The organism is Marinomonas shanghaiensis, assembly GCF_003259175.1.
Taxonomy (GTDB): Bacteria; Pseudomonadota; Gammaproteobacteria; order Pseudomonadales; family Marinomonadaceae; genus Marinomonas; species Marinomonas shanghaiensis.
In genome coordinates this window covers 23,853-45,444 of the sequence record NZ_QGOK01000014.1, presented here as the reverse complement: position 1 = coordinate 45,444, position 21,592 = coordinate 23,853, and the positions used below count along the sequence as shown (strand labels likewise).

Here is a 21,592-nt window from a genome sequence, read left to right as displayed (position 1 = left end):
AACAAAATCCCTTAAAGCGTCCTTATATACTGACTTGGCGTAATCCCAAACGACTTATAAAAGCGCTGGCTAAATCGCTCTTGAGACTGGTAACCACAACGCACAGCAATGTCTATTTGTTGGCGGTAACCTTGTTGCATCAGGCTAAGAGCATGATTCATACGTACTCGGGTCAGCAAGGTTCTAAACTGCGTATTTTCTTCTTTTAAACGACGAATCAAAGTTGCCCGACTCATCGAAAAATGCGTGGCAACTTGATCCAATTGATAATCTTGCCATGGTGCTTGTTGTAAAAGCTCGGTGATTTTTTGTTCAAAAGAAACTGAATGCCCTTCAAAGATAAGATGCAGTTTACCCGCTTCAGCCAATTGCTGGTAAAAGCCATTTAACCAATACGCCTGAGTCGTTTCACTCACACTCTGTGTATCTAATTCCAACAAGAAGTCGAGACTCGCCATCACTGAACGATTAGGTTTAAAACGTGGCGAGCATTCATTCTTAGCTACCTTAATGCTCATCTGTATCATGTCTTCTGCAGGCGGCAATAAAAAAATCATCTGCACGGACAAAAAGCGTTCTTTACTTGGCTCATTTTCAAACGTCAGTTGTTGTCCTGCTTTCGTTAATAATAATGTTGAGGCATCAAAGTCCAACACATCATCCTGCCAAAATAAACGTTTGCGCCCTGAACGAATTTTGAAAAGACTAGGAGTAAGAATGGCCACATTGCGCAGTCGCTGTGTTTGCTGACCATACATTTGACTGACCTTAAAAGCAGGACGCATTTTTACTCCTAGATAGATAATTAACGGTTATAAGGCGCAACTAGCACAGCCTTGCCAATTGCCATGCTGCGGACAGTAAAGCCTGCTAATGCAGCGGATACGTCTGCGCTTAAATCCAGCTTTTCGACAGGCAACGCCCAAACAGTAAATTGATAGCGATGCATATTATCACCTTGAGGAGGACAAACACCGCCAAAACCAACGCTACCGTAATCTGATTTCAGTTCTGTCGCGCCAAGCTTAGTTAAATCTGCACCTTGAGCCAAAGACGTAATAGAAGCCGGAATATTAAACGCCGACCAATGCCACCAACCACTGCCTGATGGAGCGTCTGGATCGTACACAGTAATAGCGTAACTTTTCGTGCCTTTTGGCGCATCGATCCACTGCAGTTGTGGGGATTTATTCGATCCTGAACAACCAAAACCGTCAAACTCAAACGCTTGCGGTATCTTCTGTCCCTCTTGAATATCTTGGCTTGTCAGCTCAAATGCATAACCACTTGTTGACACTAGGCCACCCAAAGCAGCTGTTATAAGACATACTTTTTTCATAATCTTCACCTTACTGTTTCAACCTTTAGAGTCGTTATAGTAAGGATTCATAGCGACACAAACTCGACCACAAGTATCTTATTTAAACCATAAAGCATTTTTTTTGATACTTTATGTAAAACATCCTGAAAAAACAACTATTCCAACTTCCGATACAAGGATCTCAAACTAATGCCAGCGATCTTGGCGACTTGCTCTTTGTCATCTTGGTAAAACGCCATCAGTTCAGACAGATAACGTTTTTCCGCGGCTTTTAGGTCCAGCCACTCGCCGCCTTCACCAAGGCGACTGACACTGGATGAAGGCAACGAAGATAAAGACACCGTCAGTGAATCAAGTTCGCGATCGATCTCCAAGCATTCCTCAATGGTGCTGCGTTCAATCAAGTTTGTATCGGTTAAAAGAGTCGCTCGATTAAGAATGTTGTTCAGTTCACGAATGTTGCCCGGAAAATTATATTGCTTTAACACCTGCATCGCCGTGTCTGTCAAATGATATTCCTTACGTTTACTAAGGCGCTTTAACAAGGTGTTGGTCAACAAAACGAGGTCGTCTTGGCGTTCTCGTAAGGAAGGCACATGAATAGGAAACACGTTGATCCGATAGTATAAATCTTGACGAAACTCGCCTGCTTTCACCATTTGCGCGAGGTTTTTATGCGTGGCACAAATTAATCGAAAATTAGTGTGCTTGACGGTGGAAGAGCCAACGGGACGAAATGCCCCCGTTTCAATGAGTCGCAATAGTTTCACTTGCATTGATAAGGGGACATCGCCAATTTCGTCCAAAAACAGTGTGCCGCCATTAGCCAATTCAACTAAGCCAACGCGGTTGCTGTGTGCCCCAGTGAACGAGCCTTTGACATGGCCAAATAGCTCGCTTTCAAATAAAGAATCCGTCAGCCCAGCGCACTCTAATGTCACCATGGCGTTGTTCGCTCGATGACCGCCCTGATGAACAGCGTGCGCGACCAGCTCTTTACCACTACCGGATTCTCCAAGCAGTAAAACAGAGGCATCACTATCACTCACTCGAGTGATTTTTTCCAACATGCGGTTAAACGCTTTACTCGAACCCACCAGTTTGTTGCCGCTGCCTTGTACGCTCGCCACCGACACAGAGCGAAGTAACTCGACAAAAAACAGCAGCTGTCCTTGGCTGTCATGAATCGGCAGCATTTCAACATCCACGTGCTCTTTACCTCTGGGGGTTTGATGAATATGCAGTACACGTTCCTTACGCCCAGATAGCAAGGTAGCCGACAGAGGACAATCTTCCCCCGCTTCATCACAAGGCACATTAAACCCATGGGAGACTTCAAAACAGCGTTTATTTTGCTGCAAAGGAACCTCCCCAAATTCATCTCGGTAATGCTGATTAATGGCAAGAATTCGGTAATCCACCGACACTAAAATGGCTGGACAATCATAGCCCTCTAACATACTGGCTAGACCATCAAAAGAAGAGGAATCAGACGCGATGATGTTCATAAAGAGATTGCCATTTTTGTCAAAAAATTAAGTCAAATATGACAATAGACTCTACATTAGTCAATTCTAATTTAATTAGAAATTTTTATTTTTAAATTAAAAACATATATTTCAATAACTTAAGAAAATCAAAAAACCTTGGCACACTTTCTGCTCTATTAGAGTTATTAAACCAGCAAATGAGAAAATCATTTGAGTGTATGGAAAATTAGATACGAGGTGAAACATGACAAATACGATAGTGACCAAACCTGAAGTAGCGGCGTTTTTCGATAAAGACTCCAACACCTTTTCCTATGTGGTTAAAGATCCCACCTCCTCAAGCTGCGCCATTGTTGATAGCGTACTCGATTTCGACTATGCCTCTGGCGGCACATCTTACAAAGGCGCCGACAGCATTATTGAGTACGTCACCACACACAAACTGAAAGTGGAATGGCTCATTGAAACTCATGTCCATGCCGACCATCTTTCTGCTGCGCCTTACATTCAAAGCAAAGTGGGCGGCAAAATAGGCATTGGTGAACAAATCACCATAGTACAAGACACCTTTGGCAAAATATTCAACGAAGGCACTGAGTTTAAACTGGATGGTTCACAATTCGATCATCTGTTTCATGACGGTGAGCACTATCAAGTTGGCTCGATGTTATGCACTGCGCTTCATACTCCTGGCCATACACCCGCTTGCTTCACCCATGTATTAGGTGATGCCGTTTTTGTTGGTGACACCTTGTTTATGCCAGATGCAGGTACGGCCCGTGCTGACTTCCCCGGCGGTGATGCGGGAACCTTGTTCGATTCGGTACAGAAAATTTTAGCCTTGCCAGAAGATCACCGTATCTTCATGTGTCACGACTATTGTCCAAATGGCCGTGAGTTGGAATACGAAACGACCGTCAAAGCCCAACGTGCATTAAACATTCATGTCAAAAAAGGCATCAGCAAAGAAACCTTTGTGGAATTGCGTGAAACCCGCGACAAAACCTTGGCCATGCCTCGCCTTATTTTGCCATCTCTGCAAATCAATATGAGAGCAGGACACATGCCAGAGCCAGAAAATAATGGTTTGTCTTACTTAAAGATTCCGTTGAATGCGTTTAAATAAATCGTAGCTCTTACCAACAAAAACAATAAGTCACCTCACTTTAGTCGGTGACATGATAAAAAGAGAGAACAGCCATGTTACGCAAAATAATCACAGACAACTATTCCGTTTCTGAGCAAATCCGCTTAGAAGACATAGACACGTTAGCCGCTTCGGGCGTTACGCTTATCATCTGTAACCGACCCGATGGGGAAGAAGAAGGACAACTGCCGTTTTCCGAAGTGGCCGCTTATGCGAAAGAAAAGAACCTTCACGCTGAGCATATCCCTTTTGCTGGCGGGCAAATGACTGCATCTGATGTCACAGCCTTTCAGGCGGCGATTAAAAATGCTGATAATATTCACGCCTACTGCCGTACTGGCAACCGCTCAAGCCAGATTTGGCAGGCTGCTCAAGAGTCAATGGCAAGCGCTACTATAAACAACAGTAAGGCAGATGCTCAATATGATGTTGTCGTGGTTGGTGCAGGCTCGGCGGGTATTTCGACCGCCGCCAGTTTATTAAAGCGTAAACCTGGGTTGAAAATCTGCTTAATTGATCCAGCCGACAGCCATTTTTACCAGCCTGGCTGGACGCTGGTTGGCGGTGGTGTGTTTAAAGCAGCCAATACGCGCCGCAACATGGCCGACGTGATTCCCGCCCACACCACATGGCTAAAAGAAGCCGTACAAACCTTCTTGCCGAATGACAATCAAGTTATGCTCGAAAACGGCCAAATCATTGCCTATCAATATTTGGTCGTAGCGGCGGGGATTAAACTTAACTGGGATGCCATTGAGGGCTTATCAGACACGTTGGGGCGTAATGGTGTGACTTCAAACTATCGTTACAACTTGGCGCCTTATACGTGGGAACTGGTGAAAAATCTAAAGGGTGGCAAAGCCGTATTCAGCCAGCCGCCCATGCCAATCAAATGCGCAGGCGCGCCACAAAAAGCCATGTATTTGTCTTGTGACCATTGGCTGAAAAACGACAAACTGAAAGACATCCATGTCTCATTTTACAACGCTGGGGCGGTATTATTTGGCGTTGCGGACTATGTTCCGGCGCTAGAAAGTTATATTCAAAAGTACCAAGTGAATACTCACTTCACTCACAACTTAGTGAAGGTGGACGGCCCGAATAAACGCGCCTATTTCGCCACCATAAACAAAGACGGTGAAAAAACCATCATTGAGACCGAGTTCGATATGCTGCATGTTTGTCCACCTCAGACGGCACCAGACTTTATCCGCAATAGCCCATTGGTGGATGCGGCTGGTTGGGTGGATGTGGATAAGGAAACCTTGCAACACACCCAGTTCAAAAACATCTGGTCACTGGGTGATGTCAGCAACACACCAAACGCAAAAACCATGGCAGCAGCTCGCAAACAAGCGCCAGTCGTGGCACAAAACATTGCCGATGCCATTGATGGAAAGACCATAAGCGCCATTTACGACGGCTACGGCTCCTGCCCACTGACTGTAGAGCGCGGCAAGATTGTTTTAGCGGAATTTAGTTACGGCGGAAAGCTACTACCCACCTTCCCGAAATGGCTTAACGATGGCACCAAACCCACCTATCTTGCTTGGATGCTCAAAGAAGATTTACTGCCTCCGTTCTACTGGCACGGTATGCTGAAAGGCCATGAATGGTTCGTTAAACCGACAATGCGTAAGTAATGAGAGATTTAAGATGACCATTGCTCGTTTCATTCCTGCTCTGTCTTGGTTAACGACCTATAATCGCAGCCAGTTCAGCCAAGACGCCACGGCGGCTTTCATCGTCACTATGTTGCTGATTCCTCAGTCGCTGGCTTACGCCATGCTGGCTGGGGTACCGCCAGAAGTGGGCTTATATTCCAGTATTTTGCCTTTGGTTTTATACGCACTGTTTGGAACAAGCACCACTTTATCTGTTGGCCCTGTTGCTGTGGCGTCACTGATGACGGCGACGGCACTTGCCGTCATTGCCGAACAAGGCACAGCAAGTTACCTGACAGGTGCCATCACTCTTGCTCTCCTATCTGGTGTGATGTTGATGATCATGGGTGTAATGAAACTCGGCATGGTCACTAATTTTCTTTCTCATTCGGTGATTTCAGGCTTTATTACCGCCTCAGGAATCATCATTGCTTTGGGGCAGTTAAAGCACATTCTGGGCATCCAAGCCCATGGCGACAACGTCGTTACACAATTGTTGTCCATGTTGGAAAACATCGAGCAATTTAAGCCAATTACCTTTGTGATTGGCGTTTCCGTGATCGCATTTTTGCTGCTGGCTCGTCGTCACGCCAAGCGAGTTTTGATCATGCTAACAGTACCTGAAGCATCCGCTGCGTCGTTGGCGAAAACGGCGCCGATTCTTGGCGTGCTTTCTAGCTTGGCGATTGTCTATCTGTACGATCTACAGTCCCACGGGGTAGCCATAACGGGCCATATTCCTGCTGGATTACCAAGTTTGACATTGACCTTGCCTTCACTAGAGCTGATTAAAGAACTCGCTTTGCCGGCATTGATGATTTCAATCATTGGCTATGTGGAATCTATTTCCGTAGGGAAAACACTAGGCGCCAAAAGACGGGAAAAAGTCAAACCGAACCAAGAACTGATCGGCTTAGGTGCCGCCAACATCGCCTCAGGGATATCAGGTGGTTTTCCGGTGACAGGGGGATTTTCTCGCTCCGTGGTCAACTTTGATGCTGGTGCAGTAACTCAGCTTGCCAGTGTGATGACGGCTCTAGGTATTATGATTGCATCTTTATTATTAACGCCGATGCTGTACTTTTTGCCTAAGGCCACATTGGCGGCGACCATCATTGTCGCGGTCACTACCTTGATCGATTTCTCTATCTTGAAAAAGACATGGCTGTTTTCACGTAGTGATTTCTATGCCGTACTCGCCACCATAATCATTACCCTATTGCTGGGTGTGGAAGTCGGCGTGGCTTCTGGCGTAGTGTTATCGATTGCCTTGCATTTGTATCGTACTTCGAAGCCACACGTAGCCGAAGTTGGCTTAATCAAGGGATCTGAACACTTCCGCAATGTAAAACGCTACGACGTGGAAACCTCTTCTCACTTACTCTGTTTACGACCTGATGAAAGCTTATTCTTTGCCAATGCGACTTTTTTGGAAGATCACATCATAGACACCATCAGTCAGCGTAAAGAGATCAATCATGTGGTTATTCAATGCAGTGCGGTTAATGAAATTGATTTCAGCGCCTTGGAAATGCTCGAAGCCTTAAATCTTCAACTTAGCAGCTTGAACATTACACTTTCGCTTTCAGAAGTGAAAGGACCCGTTATGGATCATCTAGAATGCAGTGGATTTTTGCAACACCTCACTGGCAAAGTGTATTTATCGCAATTTCAGGCGTTTAAAGATATCACCCAAGCGTAGGCGTATTGCGTAATAGTTCAGAAATATTCCTATCTGCGGATCTCTCAACCTGACAATAAGGCTCAAGTAAAACGGGCTAGGGCAACATCAAGGTATTGTATAACAAAGAATAGAGGTCTTTCTTGAGCCTGCGGATCGTTTGTCTGGATCATAAAATGTATCGACAATTTGAAAACCGGCTTTTCTCATCATGCCAGCAGAAGCTAAATTTTCTTCATGTCGCTCGATCCATACTGTATGAGCGCCCTTCTGCTTGGATTTTTCAATACAAAGCTGCAGTAGTCTCGTCGCAATCCCCTGGCCCGCATACACACTAGACACCACAACGTCACCAATATAACCAATCTCACTTAACGTACAATACTGAGAAAGGGTATCGAGGCCCACCTCACCATCCATCAGCACTGCAAAACCAATAATCTGCTCTTTATCCACAGCCACCATGACCATCGCCAAACCTTGCTCAACCAAAGCAAACTCAGCCTCAACACCCTCTTCGGTTAGGTAGTTCCATTGATTAGGACCTTGATCCCAAAGCAAAGCTTTTACATCAACAAGATCAGCTAAAGTCGCAGTGCGATAACGGATCATGTTAACACCTCCAGGCCATTGATTTTTCGAATAATATCTAAAAACAAATCGTTCCCAATAGGAATCAAAGCATCAGGGAAGTCATAATCAGGATTATGCAATTGTGGACTGGATTGCCCAGCACCCAAAGCAAACATCGCGCCTTCTTTGGCTGTGGCAGTAAACTGACCAAAGTCTTCTGACCAACGCATTGGCTCATCAAGCAAGACAAAAGGTGTTTGCGTGGCTTCACAGGCACTGACCACCAAATCACAACCTAGCTGAGAGTTCACGCTGGCTTGAAACACATCATCGTATTCAAACGAAATGCTTAGGTTTTCACTTTTTGCCACCGTTTGAGAGAATCGCTCGGCTTCCTCAACCAGAGTGTGCATCCCGTCATTACTTTCACTGCGCAACGTCACCATGACCACGGCGTCACCTGGAGACGTTCCAAAGGCAATGTCCCCCAGCTTAGCATGAATTACGGTTACCCAGTTTCGCCCTAGTGCGGCTTGTTGTGGAATGTTTGCTGGTAACGAGTTTAATTCTTGGATGATCTTACACATGGCATTCGCTGGACTAACACCATTTTCAGGATGCGCTGCATGGGACGTTTTGCCTTTTAAACGGATAATCATGCCCCTCGAAGCACAGTTAAACGTGCCTGCTCGAACCGCAACTTTACCTAGTTCTAGACTAGGGTAATTGTGCAATGCAAAAGCATAATCAGGCATAAGATCGACAAAACGCGCATCCTTTACGACTTGAATCGCTCCCATACCGGTTTCTTCTGCTGGTTGAAAACACAGCACAACACGACCCTTCTGTGGGCGATTTCTCGCCAATTCCGCCCCCAGTGCGGTGACAATGCTCATGTGCCCATCATGACCGCATTTATGAGACACGCCTTTTACCTGTGAACGATGGTCAAAATTGTTGGTTTCTTCAATCGGTAAGGCATCCAACTCACTGCGAATCAAGGTAGTTGGTCCGCTATCTGCGCCATTAAACACAAACGCCAGACCCGTCCCGCCGAGATCGGTAATAATCTCATCCGGCGAGAAAGCCTGAAACTCATTCAGAATTCGAACCGCCGTGGCTTGCTCCTGATTAGACAGTTCAGGATGCTGATGAAGGGTTTTACGTAACACAATTAACTCGTTTAAATCTAAAGATGGCATAGTTGGGTCCGTTTTGAGAGATCAAAATGAAGAAGTCGACATCTGTTTAATGAGCTTAACTAAGGTCAATAATGTCTCATAAAACAACAAATGTCATGTTGCACCAAAAGAAGTCATCAGAGTTCTCCTTCCTGACGTAACGCCTACTTTAAAAGCATCACCTGTGCCGCAACAAGCAAGACAAAAATCACCTATTCGACTCAGTACGTATTTTTCATCAGCCAGTCACACACCTTGGCTAATATCTTGCTTGAATACCCATGTAATTCAAAAACATATGACTAGGATGAAACAATATGCCCCTTACCAACCTTAAAGTGAGTCAGAAATTGTGGATATTGATCAGTACACTGGTGGCCCTTCTGGTGATATTTGAAGGCATTGCTTACAGCGGTTTATACAAGGAACAACTCGACAACCGAAAACTACAAGTTAAAGAACAGGTAAGTAACGCCCATTCATTACTCGTCTACTATGCAACACAAGCCCCGATCCTAGGTGAAGAAGAAGCCAAAAAACAAGCATTAGCGGCCTTGTCCGCTTTGCGCTTTGGTGACGATGGTTATTTTTGGGTAAATGACCTGGACACAAATTTAGTCATGCACCCTTTAAAGCCTGAATTGAACGGCAAGAACATGAAGAATGTGACCGATCCTAATGGTAAACATCAGTGGCAAGCCATGGTTGATGTGGTTAAGAAACAAAATGAAGGCTATGTTGAATACGCTTATTTAGGCCCCAATGTGACGACACCGGAAGAGAAAGTCTCTTATGTAAAAGGCTATCAACCTTGGGGCTGGTTGATTGGTAGCGGTGTTTTTTACAGCGATGTAAAGGCGGATTTTTGGTCAACCTTTACTCAATCTGCGGTCATTGAATCAAGCTTAATTCTGCTTGCCTTAATATTGAGTGTGATAACAGTAAGAAATATTACTCGCCCACTAAAGCTGGTGACGACTCATCTACAGCACATTGCAGAGGGTGATATGACCCAGCAACTGAATTTGGATCGTGGCGATGAAATTGGTTTACTGGCCAGTGCCGCCAATACCGTCTCGGCATCGCTTAACACCACACTCACAAGAGTGGCCCAGGCCATTGTAGAACTGCAAACGGTTTGTGTAACCATGCACAGCAACTCTATGCACACGCAACAAGGCATGAATCAACAATTCCTCGAAGTTGAGCAACTTTCTTCTGCCATGAATGAAATGTCTCAGTCGATTAATCAAGTGGCTCAACACGCTAAGGATACGGCTGACCTGTCTCAGTCAGCGCATAACACAACTCAAAAAAGCAATCATGACATCAATACAACCAACAACAATATTCAAGATTTGACGCAAAAAATGATCAGTGCCAACGAAGTCATTAACCAGTTACTCGCACAAACAAATGACATTGACTCTGTACTCGGTGTGATTGGCGCCATTTCAGAACAAACCAATTTATTAGCATTAAACGCCGCCATTGAAGCGGCTCGCGCAGGCGAAACTGGACGCGGCTTTGCTGTTGTCGCGGATGAAGTTCGTACTCTTGCTAGCCGTACTCAAGGATCAACAGTTGAAATACGAGCCATCATTGAGAAACTGCAAGAGCAATCGAAAGCGGCTTCCTCCTCCATGTCTGCCAGTACTCAGCAAGCCAGCCAAGGGGCGCACAGTCTCGGCATGGCCGTTGAAAATCTAAAAACCATCTTAGAACAAATTGATGACGTGTCTGGCCGTAGCATGCAAATTGCTTCAGCGGCAGAACAACAAGGCGCGGTGGCAGAAGAAATAAACCACAGTTTAATGGGGATCCGAACCGTCTCAGAAAAAGTGCTAGAAGACTCTCGTCACGTTTCACAGAGCAGTAAAATGATCACTGACATGACGGATGCATTAAGCGATCAAATCAAGAAATTTCGTTTTGCTTAGCCATTGCTGCTACCTTTACAACAGCAGAGTCAAAAAAGGTGTGCCAATGCGCACCTTTTTTATTCTGTTTTTTATTCAGGCCTTAAGATCGCACTAGTTTCCCTTAGGTTGTTACCCTAAAGGCCAACCCGCAAAAACAAAAAAGCGAACCGAAGCTCGCTTTTTTCGTTTATATGTCTACATCATTTACGACTTATGGCACGACCTGAGACGTATTTATCGTGTCGCAAGATCTGCTTTAGCACGTTCAACCGCTTTTAGTACTTGCACAGGGGCGGTTCCGCCAATGTGATTACGAGCGGCGACCGAGCCTTCAAGTGTCAATACATCAAACACATCAGCTTCGATCATACTGCCAAAAGACTGCAGTTCTTCTAGGGTCATTTCAGACAAGTCTTTGCCGGTTTTTACACCGTAGCCGACGGCTTTACCGACCACTTCATGGGCATCACGGAAAGCAACGCCATGACGAACGAGATAATCCGCCAAATCGGTTGCTGTCGAAAATCCACGGCGCGCCGCTTCGTACATATGCTCTTTGCGGGATTCAATGGCTGGAATCATGTCGGCAAAGGCACGCAAGGAACCTTTCAACGTATCCACTGTGTCAAACAGCGGCTCTTTGTCTTCTTGGTTGTCTTTGTTGTACGCCAAGCACTGTGACTTCATCAGGGTTAGCAACCCCATCAGATGACCGTATACTCGACCCGTTTTACCGCGCACTAACTCAGGCACATCAGGGTTTTTCTTCTGCGGCATGATAGAAGAGCCGGTGCAGAAACGGTCTGGCAGATAAATAAAGTTAAACTGAGCCGACACCCACATCACCATTTCTTCTGCCCAACGGGACATGTGCATCATAATAATAGAAGCTGTGGCGGTGAATTCGATGGCAAAGTCTCGGTCGCTGACTGAATCCAACGAGTTGTAAGTTGGGCGTTCAAAGCCTAACAACTCGGCGGTCATATGACGGTCAATTGGGTACGTCGTACCAGCAAGCGCAGCGGCGCCAAGCGGTAAAATATTAATGCGTTTGCGACAATCCACTAAACGTTCATAATCGCGCTGCATCATCTCGTACCAAGCCATTAAATGGTGACCAAAGGTCACAGGCTGAGCCGTTTGCAAATGCGTAAAACCCGGCATAATGGTATTGGCTTCTTTCTCTGCCAAACTCAAAATCCCTTGTTGCAGGCGAGTGATTTCCTCTAGTAAGAAATCCACTTCGTCACGCATGTAAAGACGGATATCCGTCGCCACTTGGTCATTGCGTGAACGACCCGTATGCAGTTTTTTACCGGTAATGCCAATTTTTTGAGTCAAACGCGCTTCAATATTCATGTGAACATCTTCAAGCTCAACCGACCATTCAAACTCGCCACGGGCAATTTCACCCTCGATTTCAGTCAATCCCTGAATGATATGATCTCGTTCTTCTTCTGTCAAAACACCCACGCTCGCGAGCATTTTGCCATGGGCAATTGACCCTTGAATATCCTGTTTCGCCATACGTTGATCAAACTCAACAGATGCAGTAAAACGCGCGACAAACGCATCAACAGGCTCAGAAAAACGACCACCCCATTGCTGGTTCGTGGTTTTATTAGTATCCGTCATTCGGTTGGTTCCCACACAAATTCAAACAGTTGCCAAGAGTACATTAAGCGCCTCGACTTATAAAGCATTGAAAGATGACGAGGTACGCCTTAGCGAGTATCATTAGCACAAACAATGGTAAGATATTGATCCATCGACACGTCATGAGGAGATGCAGTGAAAGATAAAATTGTGATCGCAACCCGAGAAAGCCAGCTGGCCCTTTGGCAAGCCAATAACGTCAAGGCGCAACTAGAAAGCCTCTATCCAGAGATGATCGTTGAATTGCTTGGCATGACCACAAAAGGCGATCAGATTTTAGACTCTCCCCTTTCCAAAATTGGTGGCAAAGGACTCTTTGTCAAAGAACTCGAAAGCGCTCTAATGGATGGCCGCGCCGACATTGCTGTGCACTCTATGAAAGACGTGCCAATGGCTTTTCCAGAAGGACTAGGCTTAGCTGTCATCTGCGAACGCGAAGACCCAAGCGATGCCTTTGTATCGAATAAAGTCACCTCTCTAGAAGAACTACCACAAGGTGCGGTTGTTGGTACATCCAGCTTACGCCGCTCTTGTCAGCTACGCATGAATCGCCCAGACCTCGTTATCAAAGATCTGCGTGGCAATGTGAATACACGCCTAAGAAGAATGGATGATGGCGAGTATGATGCCATTATTCTGGCAACCGCCGGCTTGGTTCGCCTTGAAATGTTTGACCGCATTAAACAAAGAATTCCAGCAGAAACCAGCCTCCCGGCTGGCGGCCAAGGCGCTATGGGCATTGAATGCCGTTCCGATGACGTGCAAACCATTCAGCTATTAGCCCCGTTGCAACACGAAGAAACGGCCATTCGCGTCACCGCAGAGCGCGCCGTAAACGAGCGTCTTAACGGCGGTTGCCAAGCGCCGATTGCGTGTTTTGCCATCTTAGAGGACGACACGATTTGGCTAAGAGGATTGGTGGGCAGCCCAGACGGCAAAACCATGATCGAAGGCGAAATACGTGGTCACAAAGACGATGCCAAGTCGCTTGGCGTACAATTAGCTGACGACTTACTGGCTCGTGGCGCTGACGTCATTCTTGACGCCTTATACAAATAGATAAAATAGGCGAAACATTGGTGCAAGACTGTCATATTCTTATCACTCGACCCGAACCAGAAAATACGTTCAGTTGTGAACGTATTCTTGCCCATGGCTGGACAGCGGTTCCTTTACCTATGCTGGAAATAGTCCCCGTAGAAGACGTGCAGCAAAAAGCCGCCATACGGTCACAGGTTTTTGATATTGATACGTTTCAATATGTCATTTTTGTCAGTAAAAATGCAGCACGACTGGCGGCGGATTGGCTAGATGCCTGTTGGCCCATGCTGCCTGTCGGCGTGCATTGGATTGGTATCGGAAAAGGCACAACACAAGCACTTTTGGACGCTGGCATTCCAGCGATTTCAAATCCTGGACATACAACAGAAACGCTACTTGAATGGCTGAAACCCGCCAAAATGAAAGATCAAAGAGTATTAATTATTCGAGGTCTAGGTGGTAGGCCAGAATTAGGCGATAAGCTGGAAGAAAGAGGAGCAAAAGTCCGTTACCTTTCTCTGTATGAAAGAAAAAAACCGCACTACACGGCTCAAACTTTTTTCATGTTACCCGATATACATTTAATATGGGTAACCAGTGGAGAAGGCTTACATCATCTTTCAGAGTACGCAACACAACATAAGCCCGAGTGGAAAACGCTCCCTATATTGACCCCCAGTGATAGAGTCAATCAGCAAGCAAAAGAAATGGGGTGGATACATGCCTCTTGCGCAGAGGGCGCTGACGATAATAGCTTGATCAAAGCGACGGAATTTCACATAGGAAAACAGCATGACTGAAAACAACAAGCAAGATCAACAGGTAGACGGCGCTATTGAAGCTATTCAGACACCGGCTGAAACTGATTCTCCGTCCAGTGACACGACAACGATCGCTGAAACAAAGGCGCAACCTTTATCGTATAACGCCGTGTTTGCCTCCGTTTCACTCGGAATTTCACTTATTGCTTTGGCAACAAGTGGATGGCTATATTATCAAAGCACGCAAAGCACACTGCCAAAAGAGATCGCTATGCTGATCGAGGCACAAACCAACCTCGACAACAAAATCGACACAAACACCGTTAATAAAGCGCAACTGAACCAGCTGATTGAGCAGATTTCTCGTTCAGAACACACTCTCCAAAAACAAACTGAGCAATTCTCTGCGGCACAAATACAACAAGACGACAAACTGACCACGCTTGAGACTAAGCTCAACCGAATTAGTCACACCACGAAGGAAGATTGGAAATTAGCAGAAGCAGAATACTTAATACGTCTGGCCAATCAACGTTTATTACTTGAGTCAGATAACAGTGGTGCGGTCACGCTTCTTAGCAACGCGGACGACATTCTTAATGCACTAGAAGACCCTATCGTTTTTGCAACCCGCAAAGCCCTTGCTAAAGACATTCAAGCGTTAAAGTCTCTCAGTCAATTTGATTTAGAAGGCGCTTACCTCAAACTTAATGCGTTATACGACAATGTTAAATCCTTGCCTCAACGGGAACCATCAAAAGAATGGCAAGCCAATGCCGCAGAAAAAGTCACCACAGAAAATTCCACTATCGACACAGCAACAGGGAAAATCGCTTCGGTACTGGGGAGCTTTTGGCAGTCTATTCGTTCATTGGTGGTGATTAATTACCATCACAAACCCATCACCGCACTTCTTCCACCAGCACAATATCAGCAACTAGTAACAGGCATTCAGCTGCAATTGGACATAGCCCAAGTCGCGCTTATAAAGGGCAAGCCGGTTATTTATCAACAGGCCTTATCGCGTGTCGCCAATGCCACCACAGAGCATTTTGAAACTCAATCTAACCAAGTTGTTTCATTTTTGGCCAGCCTAACCACACTGCAAGAATTAAACCCAGCGCCCGAGCTTCCCATGCCAAGAGATTCATTAGTGGCCATGAAAGAGTTAATGAAGACATGGAGCCAACGCGGAAACGATGACGTGGTTACAGACAGCATATCGTCTCAAGTCGACATGGAAGATCGCACCATAACGCCACTAGAGCCTGGAGATAAATCATGAGAAAACTTCTCTTTTTGCTGGTTATCATGATGGCGGTAGGCGGAGTCTTAGGTCTGCTCATGCGTCAAGACAGTGGTTATGTCCTTATCGCTTATAATGGTGTCACTCTTGAAACCAGCTTGTGGGTTTTGATCATCGCTATGATCATCACTCTCTTTGTTATGAGCTGGGTAAAGCGTATTTTATTTGTTTTACTAAGACCCAGTAACTCTTTAGCCAAAGTCACGGGGAATCTAGCGCAAAAACGAGCGTCTCGTAATACCATTCGCGGCATGCTAGAGCTGGTAGGAGGAAACTGGAACAAGGCCGAAAAGTTGCTGACCAATAGCGCTGAAAAGGTGCCTTATCCGCTAATAAATTATATCAGTGCCGCCTATGCCGCCAGCGAGCAAGACGAACCCGAACGCTCAAAAGCACTGCTTCGCTTAGCACACAAATCAACGCCCGAAGCGGAATTTGCTATCGGCTTTGCACAAAGTCAGATTCAAATCAAACAGGAACACTACGAAGGCGCACTTGCCTCACTTCTGCGTTTGCAAAAGCTAAAACCAAAGCACAAGCAAGTCTTAAAGATGCTTGTCACTGTCTATACACAACTTAAAGATTGGGATGCCTTACTGTCTCTTACCCCTACACTCAAAAAAGACGGTATCTTTGATGACGACAATATGCTTGAACTGGAAAGAAATGCTTTTTTAGCCTTGCTTGATAAAATCAAATTTCGCAACAAACTCGGACAAAACAAAAAAGATCTCGTGGCGGAAGTGGAAAGTTTATGGAACAAACTAGACACCTTGTCACAGGATGACAGAATGCGACAATTGTACGCTCAAACCTTGATTCACTTTGGCGATGACACAAAGGCCGAAAGCTTTATTCGCCATAGCTTAAATCATAAATGGTCCGAAGCGTTAATTTATGAATACGGCAATATCCAGCTAGATAACGTTAAAAAGCGGTTAAGCAACTGTGAAATTTGGTTGAAAAAAGAACCGGCCAGCGCAAACTTATACCTTGTCTGCGGCCGTCTAAGCCAATCTATGATGTTATGGGGTAAAGCGAGAGACTATTATGAACAAGCCTTGTCGCTGGACACACAAAGTGAAGCACTTGCAGAATTAAGCCGCTTGCTAAAAGCCATGGGGGACACTAAAGCAAGCCAAGAACTGATGATGATCAACTTGCGTTATGCCAGCAATCAATTAAAACCCCTACCCTTGCCGTAATTTAACTCCCTGTAAAAACGCCGTTACTTGAGTAACGGCGTTTTTTGATGCACACAAATTCATTGAATCGCTATTTAAAACGAACCACTAATTCGTGCATATTATCAGCGACACCTTGCAAAACACGGATGCTTTCGCTGGAGAGATTGGATTTCTCAGAACTCTCGATTGATAGGTCGGAGATACGTACCACCTGTTTATTAATATCTTCTGATACTTGCGCCTGCTCTTCGACCGCAGCCGACATTTGCATTGCCATGTCACTAATATTGGAGACCGCGCCAACGATTGTTTCAAACGAGGCTTCCATTTCCGCTATCTTGTCTAAGCCTTCTACCGCGTCTTGCTTGCCTTGATTCGCTATCACCACGGAGTTTTGTGCACCGCTGCGTAAGGTCTCTATGATATGGTGGATGTCTTTTGTCGATCCTTGAGTTCTTTGTGCTAACTGACGAACTTCATCGGCGACTACCGCGAAACCACGCCCATGTTCACCAGCACGTGCCGCTTCTATCGCTGCGTTTAGCGCCAACAAGTTAGTTTGCTCTGCAATCTGGTCAATCATTTGTGCCACTTGGGCTATTTTCTCCGAATGATTCGCCAGTTCTTGTACCGTGGTACTAATGTCCGTCACTGTCTCACTTAACTGACGAATAGACTGACGCGTTTCCTGTACCACTTTCTGCCCTACTTTGGCAGATTCGAAAGAAGACTTAGCGCTGTCAGCTGTCATTTGCACATGCTGGGCAACGTCATTTATCGTCGTGGTCATTTGTTGCATCGCCGCCGCAACGTCTTGTGTTTCGTGCTGCTGACTTAACATTCCTTTCGTGGTCTCAACGGTTAACGCTAAGCCAACTTTGGATTGCTCAGACACTTTTAAGGATTCATCTTCAAAACGAGTTCGGATGGCATCCATTCTAGACAGCAAACTTTTCACTCCAACATCCATAATGGCAATATCCAGCGCGCTGTCCGAATAAGTCACACCGGCTAAAGGATGCAAAAAAGATGTCGACAAACGTTTTCTTAAAATGGCCTGCAATCGAGAATGATTGAGCCAGAATAGACCATTTGCCAGCAAACTTGCGATGGCTAAGACAATTGCACCATACGTAATATTCATGCTGGCAGCGGCTCCAGCTACCACAAGACTGATAGCTGGCAACACAAACTTCCAAGACGCAAATACGCTTGGCATAACACGCTTACCGAGAGCAATGCGTCTATATACTTTCTCAGCTCTTGCTACATCTTCACGTTTAGGCACGGTTCTTACCGATTCATAACCAACCACTTTCCCTGAATCAGTTACCGGTGTTACATAAGCATCAACCCAATAAAAATCGCCATTTTTACAGCGGTTTTTGACGAGCCCCATCCAGGCTTTTCCTTGTTTTAACGTTTCCCACATGACTCGAAATGCTTCTTCAGGCATATCAGGGTGACGCACAATGTTGTGAGGACTACCAATTAATTCTTTTTTTTCAAAGCCACTGATTTTAATAAAAGCCTCATTGCAATGAATAATATTGCCTTGCAAATCGGTGGTAGAAACCAGTTTTTCTTCTTTCGAAAACGTCTTTTCTTGATTTGTAACAGGAGTATTTTTACGCATAGAACCACTATCCTTAAGCAAACCCTCTGGGCATCTGTCTTTATAATTGTAGGCGAGAGTCTAAGTAAGACGAGAAAATAGATTCTTCCATTTTATTTTAGTAAGATTTTGTTTAACCAGCGAGTAAAGACTGGTAACAAATATGTGGGGATTTGTAAGGCGCCAGCAAGGGGAAGAAAAGCGGGCCCCAGTAGTACTCCGGCAATACTGTAAGTCAGTAACACGTTCCTGTTCCCCGATGTAATCGCGGCCGTTAAAGCAATGGCTTTGCCGTTTTTTCTATACACAACATATGACAGAACAAAGAACAGCAAACATAAGGCTGTCGCAATTATAAAATAATTCAATGCCATCATAGGATCTTGATCAAATAAGACACGAAAACTCCCTACAAGCCCAAAAGGAAACGCAAATACCAGCAAAATAGTATAAGGGGAGATCGCCATTAAGAATCGGTTTAAGCCATCTCTAGGAACAAACTGGTGAACGAGAAATGAAAACAGCATTGGACCAAATATAAACACCACTAAGCGAATAAAATAGTTCGCCCAATCTAACTCAACATGCTGTGTCTGAAAAAAGACCAACGCGATAAAAATGGAGATGGGTAACGTCAATGTTGTTGCAATGGTCATCGCCATCGCCTGCAGACTATCAAAACCTAACGCTCTAACAATGGCTGGCGTTGCAAACAAAGAACCTGTTGCCGCCACAGCAACCACGGCCAACAAAAGATCCGCATCAAATGACAACCACCAGCCAGTAACACTAACCACCCCCATACAAACAGCGGAGTGCAATACAGCGTACAACCAAATTGGTTTGCTGCATAACCGCTTAATGAGTTCGTTCTGCTTCATCCCCAATAACGTCAGAGACATCAGCGTAAAAAGAACGATGGGTAAAAAAGGGAAAAAAGCCAATGATACCGAAGGCAGCAAGAACCCCAATATCGCAAATACAAACATGCAAGGCAGGGAATGACGAACAAGGAACACTAACATGGGGTAAACGCCTTATTGAGCAGCCCAAAGCAAAAACAACAAAAGATTCTTTTATTATTTTTTTGAACCACAATAGATTTTATTATTTTCAGGCAACTCTGCACGCTCCAACACCCAGTCAGCACGAGCTTCATCGAATGCCGCTCGAAGCGCCCTTAACTCATCACTGGAGGCAAGAGAAACCTCTTTTTCGTCACTAACATGACGAGGTGAAGGAAATGGTATCAGATTATTCTTCATAAATTATCTCTATTAACGCATTGTCTGGATATCTATCGGCACTCTATGGATAATCTTTAACAAACGCAATGATCAGGCAAATGGAATCCTTATGAAGTTTTTAATATCACCCGCTAAAACACTGGACCTAACCTCAACCCCCAGTATCGATCTCGTCAGTCAACCTGAACTTTTAGACGAGTCTCAAGCTCTCATTGATACCATCAGGCCCTATTCACCCGCGGATATCGCCTCGCTTATGAAGCTGAGCGATAAGCTTGCGACGTTAAATGTGTCGCGCTATCAAGAGTGGCAACAGGAACACACGAAAGAAAACAGTCGCCCAGCCATCTACACCTTTATGGGCGATGTCTACACAGGACTCGATGCTTACTCCTTAAGTGAAAGTGACATGCAATACGCGCAACAGTCCCTGCGTATTTTAAGTGGGTTATATGGCCTCTTAAAACCGTTAGATCTTATGCAAGCCTATCGCTTGGAAATGGGCACAGGCCTTAAGAATACTAGAGGCGCAAATCTTTATCAGTTTTGGGGAGATATCTTAGTGAATAAGATCAATGACCTACTGGATAAAGACGAGCTGCTAGTCAACTTGGCGTCTACCGAATATTTCAAAGCCGTTAATAAGAAAAAACTGACCTCGCCGCTTATTACGCCCAACTTTCTTGATGAAAAAAATGGCCAGTTTAAAGTGATCAGTTTTTACGCGAAAAAAGCACGCGGATTAATGGCACGCTATCTGATAGAAAATCGCTGCAACACGCTGGATGAACTTAAGGCATTTGATCTCGCTGGCTACCGTTACGACTCACAACAATCCACAAAAGACAGCCCCGTGTTTGTTCGCCCAGAAAGTGCGCAACCTAAGAAATAACCGCTTAGCTAACGAAGTGTGTGCATTTAGTAAGCATTCACTTCGTTAGCTATATTGACCTATCGTTACGCGATCATTGCCACCTAAGTCTTGAAAACTCTCAATCGCAACAAAGTTCGCTTTTTTTAGACAGGCTCGAACCGCAGCGGCTTGATCATAACCATGCTCGAAGACCAGATAAGCATTTGGCGCCATATAATTAGGCGCTTGCTGAATGATATGCTCAATGTCAGCCATACCCTGTTTTTCTGCCACCAAAGCACTTTTTGGCTCGAAACGCACATCCCCCTGTGACAAATGCTTATCATCAGGGTCAATATAGGGTGGATTTGATACGATCAAATCAAACGGCTCGGCGTCTTCAAGTGCCTCAAACCAACTGCTTTGTAAAAAGGCCACATTCGTTAGGCGATTTCGCACCGCATTACGTTTGGCCAACGCCACAGCCTCTTCAATAAGATCCACACCAATAACTGTCGATTGAGGTAACTCAGACGCCAACGACAAGGCAATGGCTCCCGTTCCCGTACCAAGGTCGAGTATACGATTTGCTCTGCTCATATCCACTACAGACAAAGCGGCTTCGACTAGCCTTTCCGTGTCGGCGCGAGGAATCAGAGTACAAGGAGAGACCTCAAGATCTAGACTCCAAAACGCCTGATATCCCAACAAATACGCCACCGGCTCACCCTGTTCTCGTCGCGCTAATAGATCATTAAATCGCGTAATATCATCACTACCGACCATTTTTTCAGGCCAGGTGTAAAAATAAGACGTTGATACAGTCAGAACATGAGCAAGCAACAGTTGCGCATCCAACTGGGCGGTATCCGAAACAGAAGAAAGGCGCTCATAGGCGCCTTTTAACAGTTCATCCATTCGCATGGGTGATGATTACCTTATTTCGT

General features: G+C 45.3%; 19 protein-coding genes. 9 read left to right on the top strand and 10 right to left on the bottom strand.

The genetic code is table 11. The features are described 5' to 3' along the window. Positions 1-11: 11 nt before the first annotated feature. From DKT73_RS12180 to DKT73_RS12170, 3 genes are all read right to left on the bottom strand, one after another. Positions 12-785: a helix-turn-helix transcriptional regulator gene (locus DKT73_RS12180; protein WP_111638829.1), complete on the bottom strand. Its 774-nt coding sequence runs from the start codon at positions 783-785 to the stop codon at positions 12-14. Between the two features lie 20 nt (positions 786-805). Beyond that, positions 806-1,339 carry a YbhB/YbcL family Raf kinase inhibitor-like protein gene (locus DKT73_RS12175; protein ID WP_111638828.1) on the bottom strand — a complete coding sequence of 178 codons (534 nt, stop codon included), beginning with the start codon at positions 1,337-1,339 and terminating at the stop codon, positions 806-808. Positions 1,340-1,476: 137 nt separating this feature from the next. Then, positions 1,477-2,829, bottom strand: coding sequence for a sigma-54 interaction domain-containing protein (locus tag DKT73_RS12170; RefSeq protein ID WP_111638827.1), 1,353 nt, complete (start codon positions 2,827-2,829; stop codon positions 1,477-1,479). Positions 2,830-3,055: 226 nt separating this feature from the next. Between DKT73_RS12170 and DKT73_RS12165 the strand changes: the two genes are divergently transcribed. The 3 genes from DKT73_RS12165 (at position 3,056) to DKT73_RS12155 (ending at position 7,324) form a co-directional block, all read left to right on the top strand. Beyond that, positions 3,056-3,937: an MBL fold metallo-hydrolase gene (locus tag DKT73_RS12165; RefSeq protein WP_111638826.1), complete on the top strand. Its 882-nt coding sequence runs from the start codon at positions 3,056-3,058 to the stop codon at positions 3,935-3,937. A gap of 74 nt (positions 3,938-4,011) precedes the next feature. Beyond that, positions 4,012-5,601 (top strand): bifunctional protein tyrosine phosphatase family protein/NAD(P)/FAD-dependent oxidoreductase, encoded by a 1,590-nt coding sequence (locus tag DKT73_RS12160; RefSeq protein ID WP_111638825.1) that lies wholly within the window; start codon positions 4,012-4,014, stop codon positions 5,599-5,601. Positions 5,602-5,614: 13 nt separating this feature from the next. Then, positions 5,615-7,324, top strand: a complete 1,710-nt coding sequence (locus DKT73_RS12155) for a SulP family inorganic anion transporter (protein WP_111638824.1) — start codon at positions 5,615-5,617, stop codon at positions 7,322-7,324. 87 nt (positions 7,325-7,411) lie between these two features. Here the strand turns inward: DKT73_RS12155 and DKT73_RS12150 are convergent, their stop codons facing one another. Both DKT73_RS12150 and DKT73_RS12145 read right to left on the bottom strand, forming a co-directional pair. Further along, entirely contained in the window at positions 7,412-7,915 is a 504-nt protein-coding gene (locus DKT73_RS12150) for a GNAT family N-acetyltransferase (protein ID WP_111638823.1), read from the bottom strand. After that, on the bottom strand, positions 7,912-9,078 hold the full coding sequence (locus DKT73_RS12145) for an amidohydrolase (RefSeq protein WP_111638822.1): 1,167 nt from the start codon (positions 9,076-9,078) through the stop codon (positions 7,912-7,914). The genes DKT73_RS12150 and DKT73_RS12145 overlap by 4 nt, the downstream gene beginning before the upstream one ends. Before the next feature lie 296 nt (positions 9,079-9,374). Between DKT73_RS12145 and DKT73_RS12135 the strand changes: the two genes are divergently transcribed. Next, on the top strand, positions 9,375-10,997 hold the full coding sequence (locus DKT73_RS12135) for a methyl-accepting chemotaxis protein (protein ID WP_111638821.1): 1,623 nt from the start codon (positions 9,375-9,377) through the stop codon (positions 10,995-10,997). 216 nt (positions 10,998-11,213) lie between these two features. Here DKT73_RS12135 and argH read toward each other — a convergent pair whose 3' ends face one another. After that, positions 11,214-12,614, bottom strand: a complete 1,401-nt coding sequence (gene argH / locus DKT73_RS12130; RefSeq protein ID WP_111638820.1) for an argininosuccinate lyase — start codon at positions 12,612-12,614, stop codon at positions 11,214-11,216. Positions 12,615-12,770: 156 nt separating this feature from the next. Here argH and hemC point away from each other — a divergent pair, with 156 nt between their 5' ends. Genes hemC through DKT73_RS12110 form a run of 4 tightly spaced genes read left to right on the top strand, consistent with a single transcriptional unit; the run spans position 12,771 to position 16,948 of the window. Further along, complete coding sequence (hemC, locus tag DKT73_RS12125) at positions 12,771-13,694, top strand: hydroxymethylbilane synthase (RefSeq protein ID WP_111638819.1); 924 nt, start codon at positions 12,771-12,773, stop codon at positions 13,692-13,694. A gap of 20 nt (positions 13,695-13,714) precedes the next feature. Continuing rightward, the gene (locus DKT73_RS12120; protein WP_111638818.1) at positions 13,715-14,476 is read left to right on the top strand and encodes a uroporphyrinogen-III synthase; all 762 of its coding nucleotides are present in this window, start codon (positions 13,715-13,717) and stop codon (positions 14,474-14,476) included. Continuing rightward, a complete protein-coding gene (locus DKT73_RS12115; RefSeq protein WP_111638817.1) occupies positions 14,469-15,722 on the top strand; it encodes a uroporphyrinogen-III C-methyltransferase in 1,254 nt (417 codons plus the stop codon). Before DKT73_RS12120 ends, DKT73_RS12115 begins: the two co-directional genes overlap by 8 nt. After that, complete coding sequence (locus DKT73_RS12110; RefSeq protein ID WP_111638816.1) at positions 15,719-16,948, top strand: heme biosynthesis HemY N-terminal domain-containing protein; 1,230 nt, start codon at positions 15,719-15,721, stop codon at positions 16,946-16,948. The genes DKT73_RS12115 and DKT73_RS12110 overlap by 4 nt, the downstream gene beginning before the upstream one ends. Positions 16,949-17,018: 70 nt before the next feature. On the opposite strand, the gene DKT73_RS12105 is transcribed toward DKT73_RS12110, so the two are convergent. The 3 genes from DKT73_RS12105 to DKT73_RS12095 form a co-directional block, all read right to left on the bottom strand. Further along, positions 17,019-18,566 (bottom strand): methyl-accepting chemotaxis protein, encoded by a 1,548-nt coding sequence (locus DKT73_RS12105; RefSeq protein WP_111638815.1) that lies wholly within the window; start codon positions 18,564-18,566, stop codon positions 17,019-17,021. Positions 18,567-18,658: 92 nt separating this feature from the next. Further along, positions 18,659-19,570, bottom strand: coding sequence for a bile acid:sodium symporter family protein (locus tag DKT73_RS12100; RefSeq protein ID WP_111638814.1), 912 nt, complete (start codon positions 19,568-19,570; stop codon positions 18,659-18,661). Between the two features lie 54 nt (positions 19,571-19,624). After that, on the bottom strand, positions 19,625-19,810 hold the full coding sequence (locus DKT73_RS12095; RefSeq protein WP_111638813.1) for a hypothetical protein: 186 nt from the start codon (positions 19,808-19,810) through the stop codon (positions 19,625-19,627). Between the two features lie 91 nt (positions 19,811-19,901). On the opposite strand from DKT73_RS12095, the gene yaaA reads away from it, so the two are divergent. Beyond that, positions 19,902-20,684, top strand: a complete 783-nt coding sequence (gene yaaA, locus DKT73_RS12090; protein ID WP_111638812.1) for a peroxide stress protein YaaA — start codon at positions 19,902-19,904, stop codon at positions 20,682-20,684. Positions 20,685-20,729: 45 nt separating this feature from the next. Here the strand turns inward: yaaA and prmC are convergent, their stop codons facing one another. Then, on the bottom strand, positions 20,730-21,569 hold the full coding sequence (prmC, locus tag DKT73_RS12085) for a peptide chain release factor N(5)-glutamine methyltransferase (protein ID WP_111638811.1): 840 nt from the start codon (positions 21,567-21,569) through the stop codon (positions 20,730-20,732). Positions 21,570-21,592: the final 23 nt, after the last annotated feature.

Excerpts from the sequence above, each read along its gene's own strand:
- DKT73_RS12180 (WP_111638829.1), bottom strand. The coding sequence starts at position 785 with ATGCGTCCTGCTTTTAAGGTCAGTCAAATGTATGGTCAGCAAACACAG.
- DKT73_RS12175 (WP_111638828.1), bottom strand. The coding sequence starts at position 1,339 with ATGAAAAAAGTATGTCTTATAACAGCTGCTTTGGGTGGCCTAGTGTCA.
- DKT73_RS12170 (WP_111638827.1), bottom strand. The coding sequence starts at position 2,829 with ATGAACATCATCGCGTCTGATTCCTCTTCTTTTGATGGTCTAGCCAGT.
- DKT73_RS12165 (WP_111638826.1), top strand. The coding sequence starts at position 3,056 with ATGACAAATACGATAGTGACCAAACCTGAAGTAGCGGCGTTTTTCGAT.
- DKT73_RS12160 (WP_111638825.1), top strand. The coding sequence starts at position 4,012 with ATGTTACGCAAAATAATCACAGACAACTATTCCGTTTCTGAGCAAATC.
- DKT73_RS12155 (WP_111638824.1), top strand. The coding sequence starts at position 5,615 with ATGACCATTGCTCGTTTCATTCCTGCTCTGTCTTGGTTAACGACCTAT.
- DKT73_RS12150 (WP_111638823.1), bottom strand. The coding sequence starts at position 7,915 with ATGATCCGTTATCGCACTGCGACTTTAGCTGATCTTGTTGATGTAAAA.
- DKT73_RS12145 (WP_111638822.1), bottom strand. The coding sequence starts at position 9,078 with ATGCCATCTTTAGATTTAAACGAGTTAATTGTGTTACGTAAAACCCTT.
- DKT73_RS12135 (WP_111638821.1), top strand. The coding sequence starts at position 9,375 with ATGCCCCTTACCAACCTTAAAGTGAGTCAGAAATTGTGGATATTGATC.
- argH (WP_111638820.1), bottom strand. The coding sequence starts at position 12,614 with ATGACGGATACTAATAAAACCACGAACCAGCAATGGGGTGGTCGTTTT.
- DKT73_RS12115 (WP_111638817.1), top strand. The coding sequence starts at position 14,469 with ATGACTGAAAACAACAAGCAAGATCAACAGGTAGACGGCGCTATTGAA.
- DKT73_RS12110 (WP_111638816.1), top strand. The coding sequence starts at position 15,719 with ATGAGAAAACTTCTCTTTTTGCTGGTTATCATGATGGCGGTAGGCGGA.
- DKT73_RS12105 (WP_111638815.1), bottom strand. The coding sequence starts at position 18,566 with ATGCGTAAAAATACTCCTGTTACAAATCAAGAAAAGACGTTTTCGAAA.
- DKT73_RS12100 (WP_111638814.1), bottom strand. The coding sequence starts at position 19,570 with ATGTTAGTGTTCCTTGTTCGTCATTCCCTGCCTTGCATGTTTGTATTT.
- DKT73_RS12095 (WP_111638813.1), bottom strand. The coding sequence starts at position 19,810 with ATGAAGAATAATCTGATACCATTTCCTTCACCTCGTCATGTTAGTGAC.
- yaaA (WP_111638812.1), top strand. The coding sequence starts at position 19,902 with ATGAAGTTTTTAATATCACCCGCTAAAACACTGGACCTAACCTCAACC.
- prmC (WP_111638811.1), bottom strand. The coding sequence starts at position 21,569 with ATGCGAATGGATGAACTGTTAAAAGGCGCCTATGAGCGCCTTTCTTCT.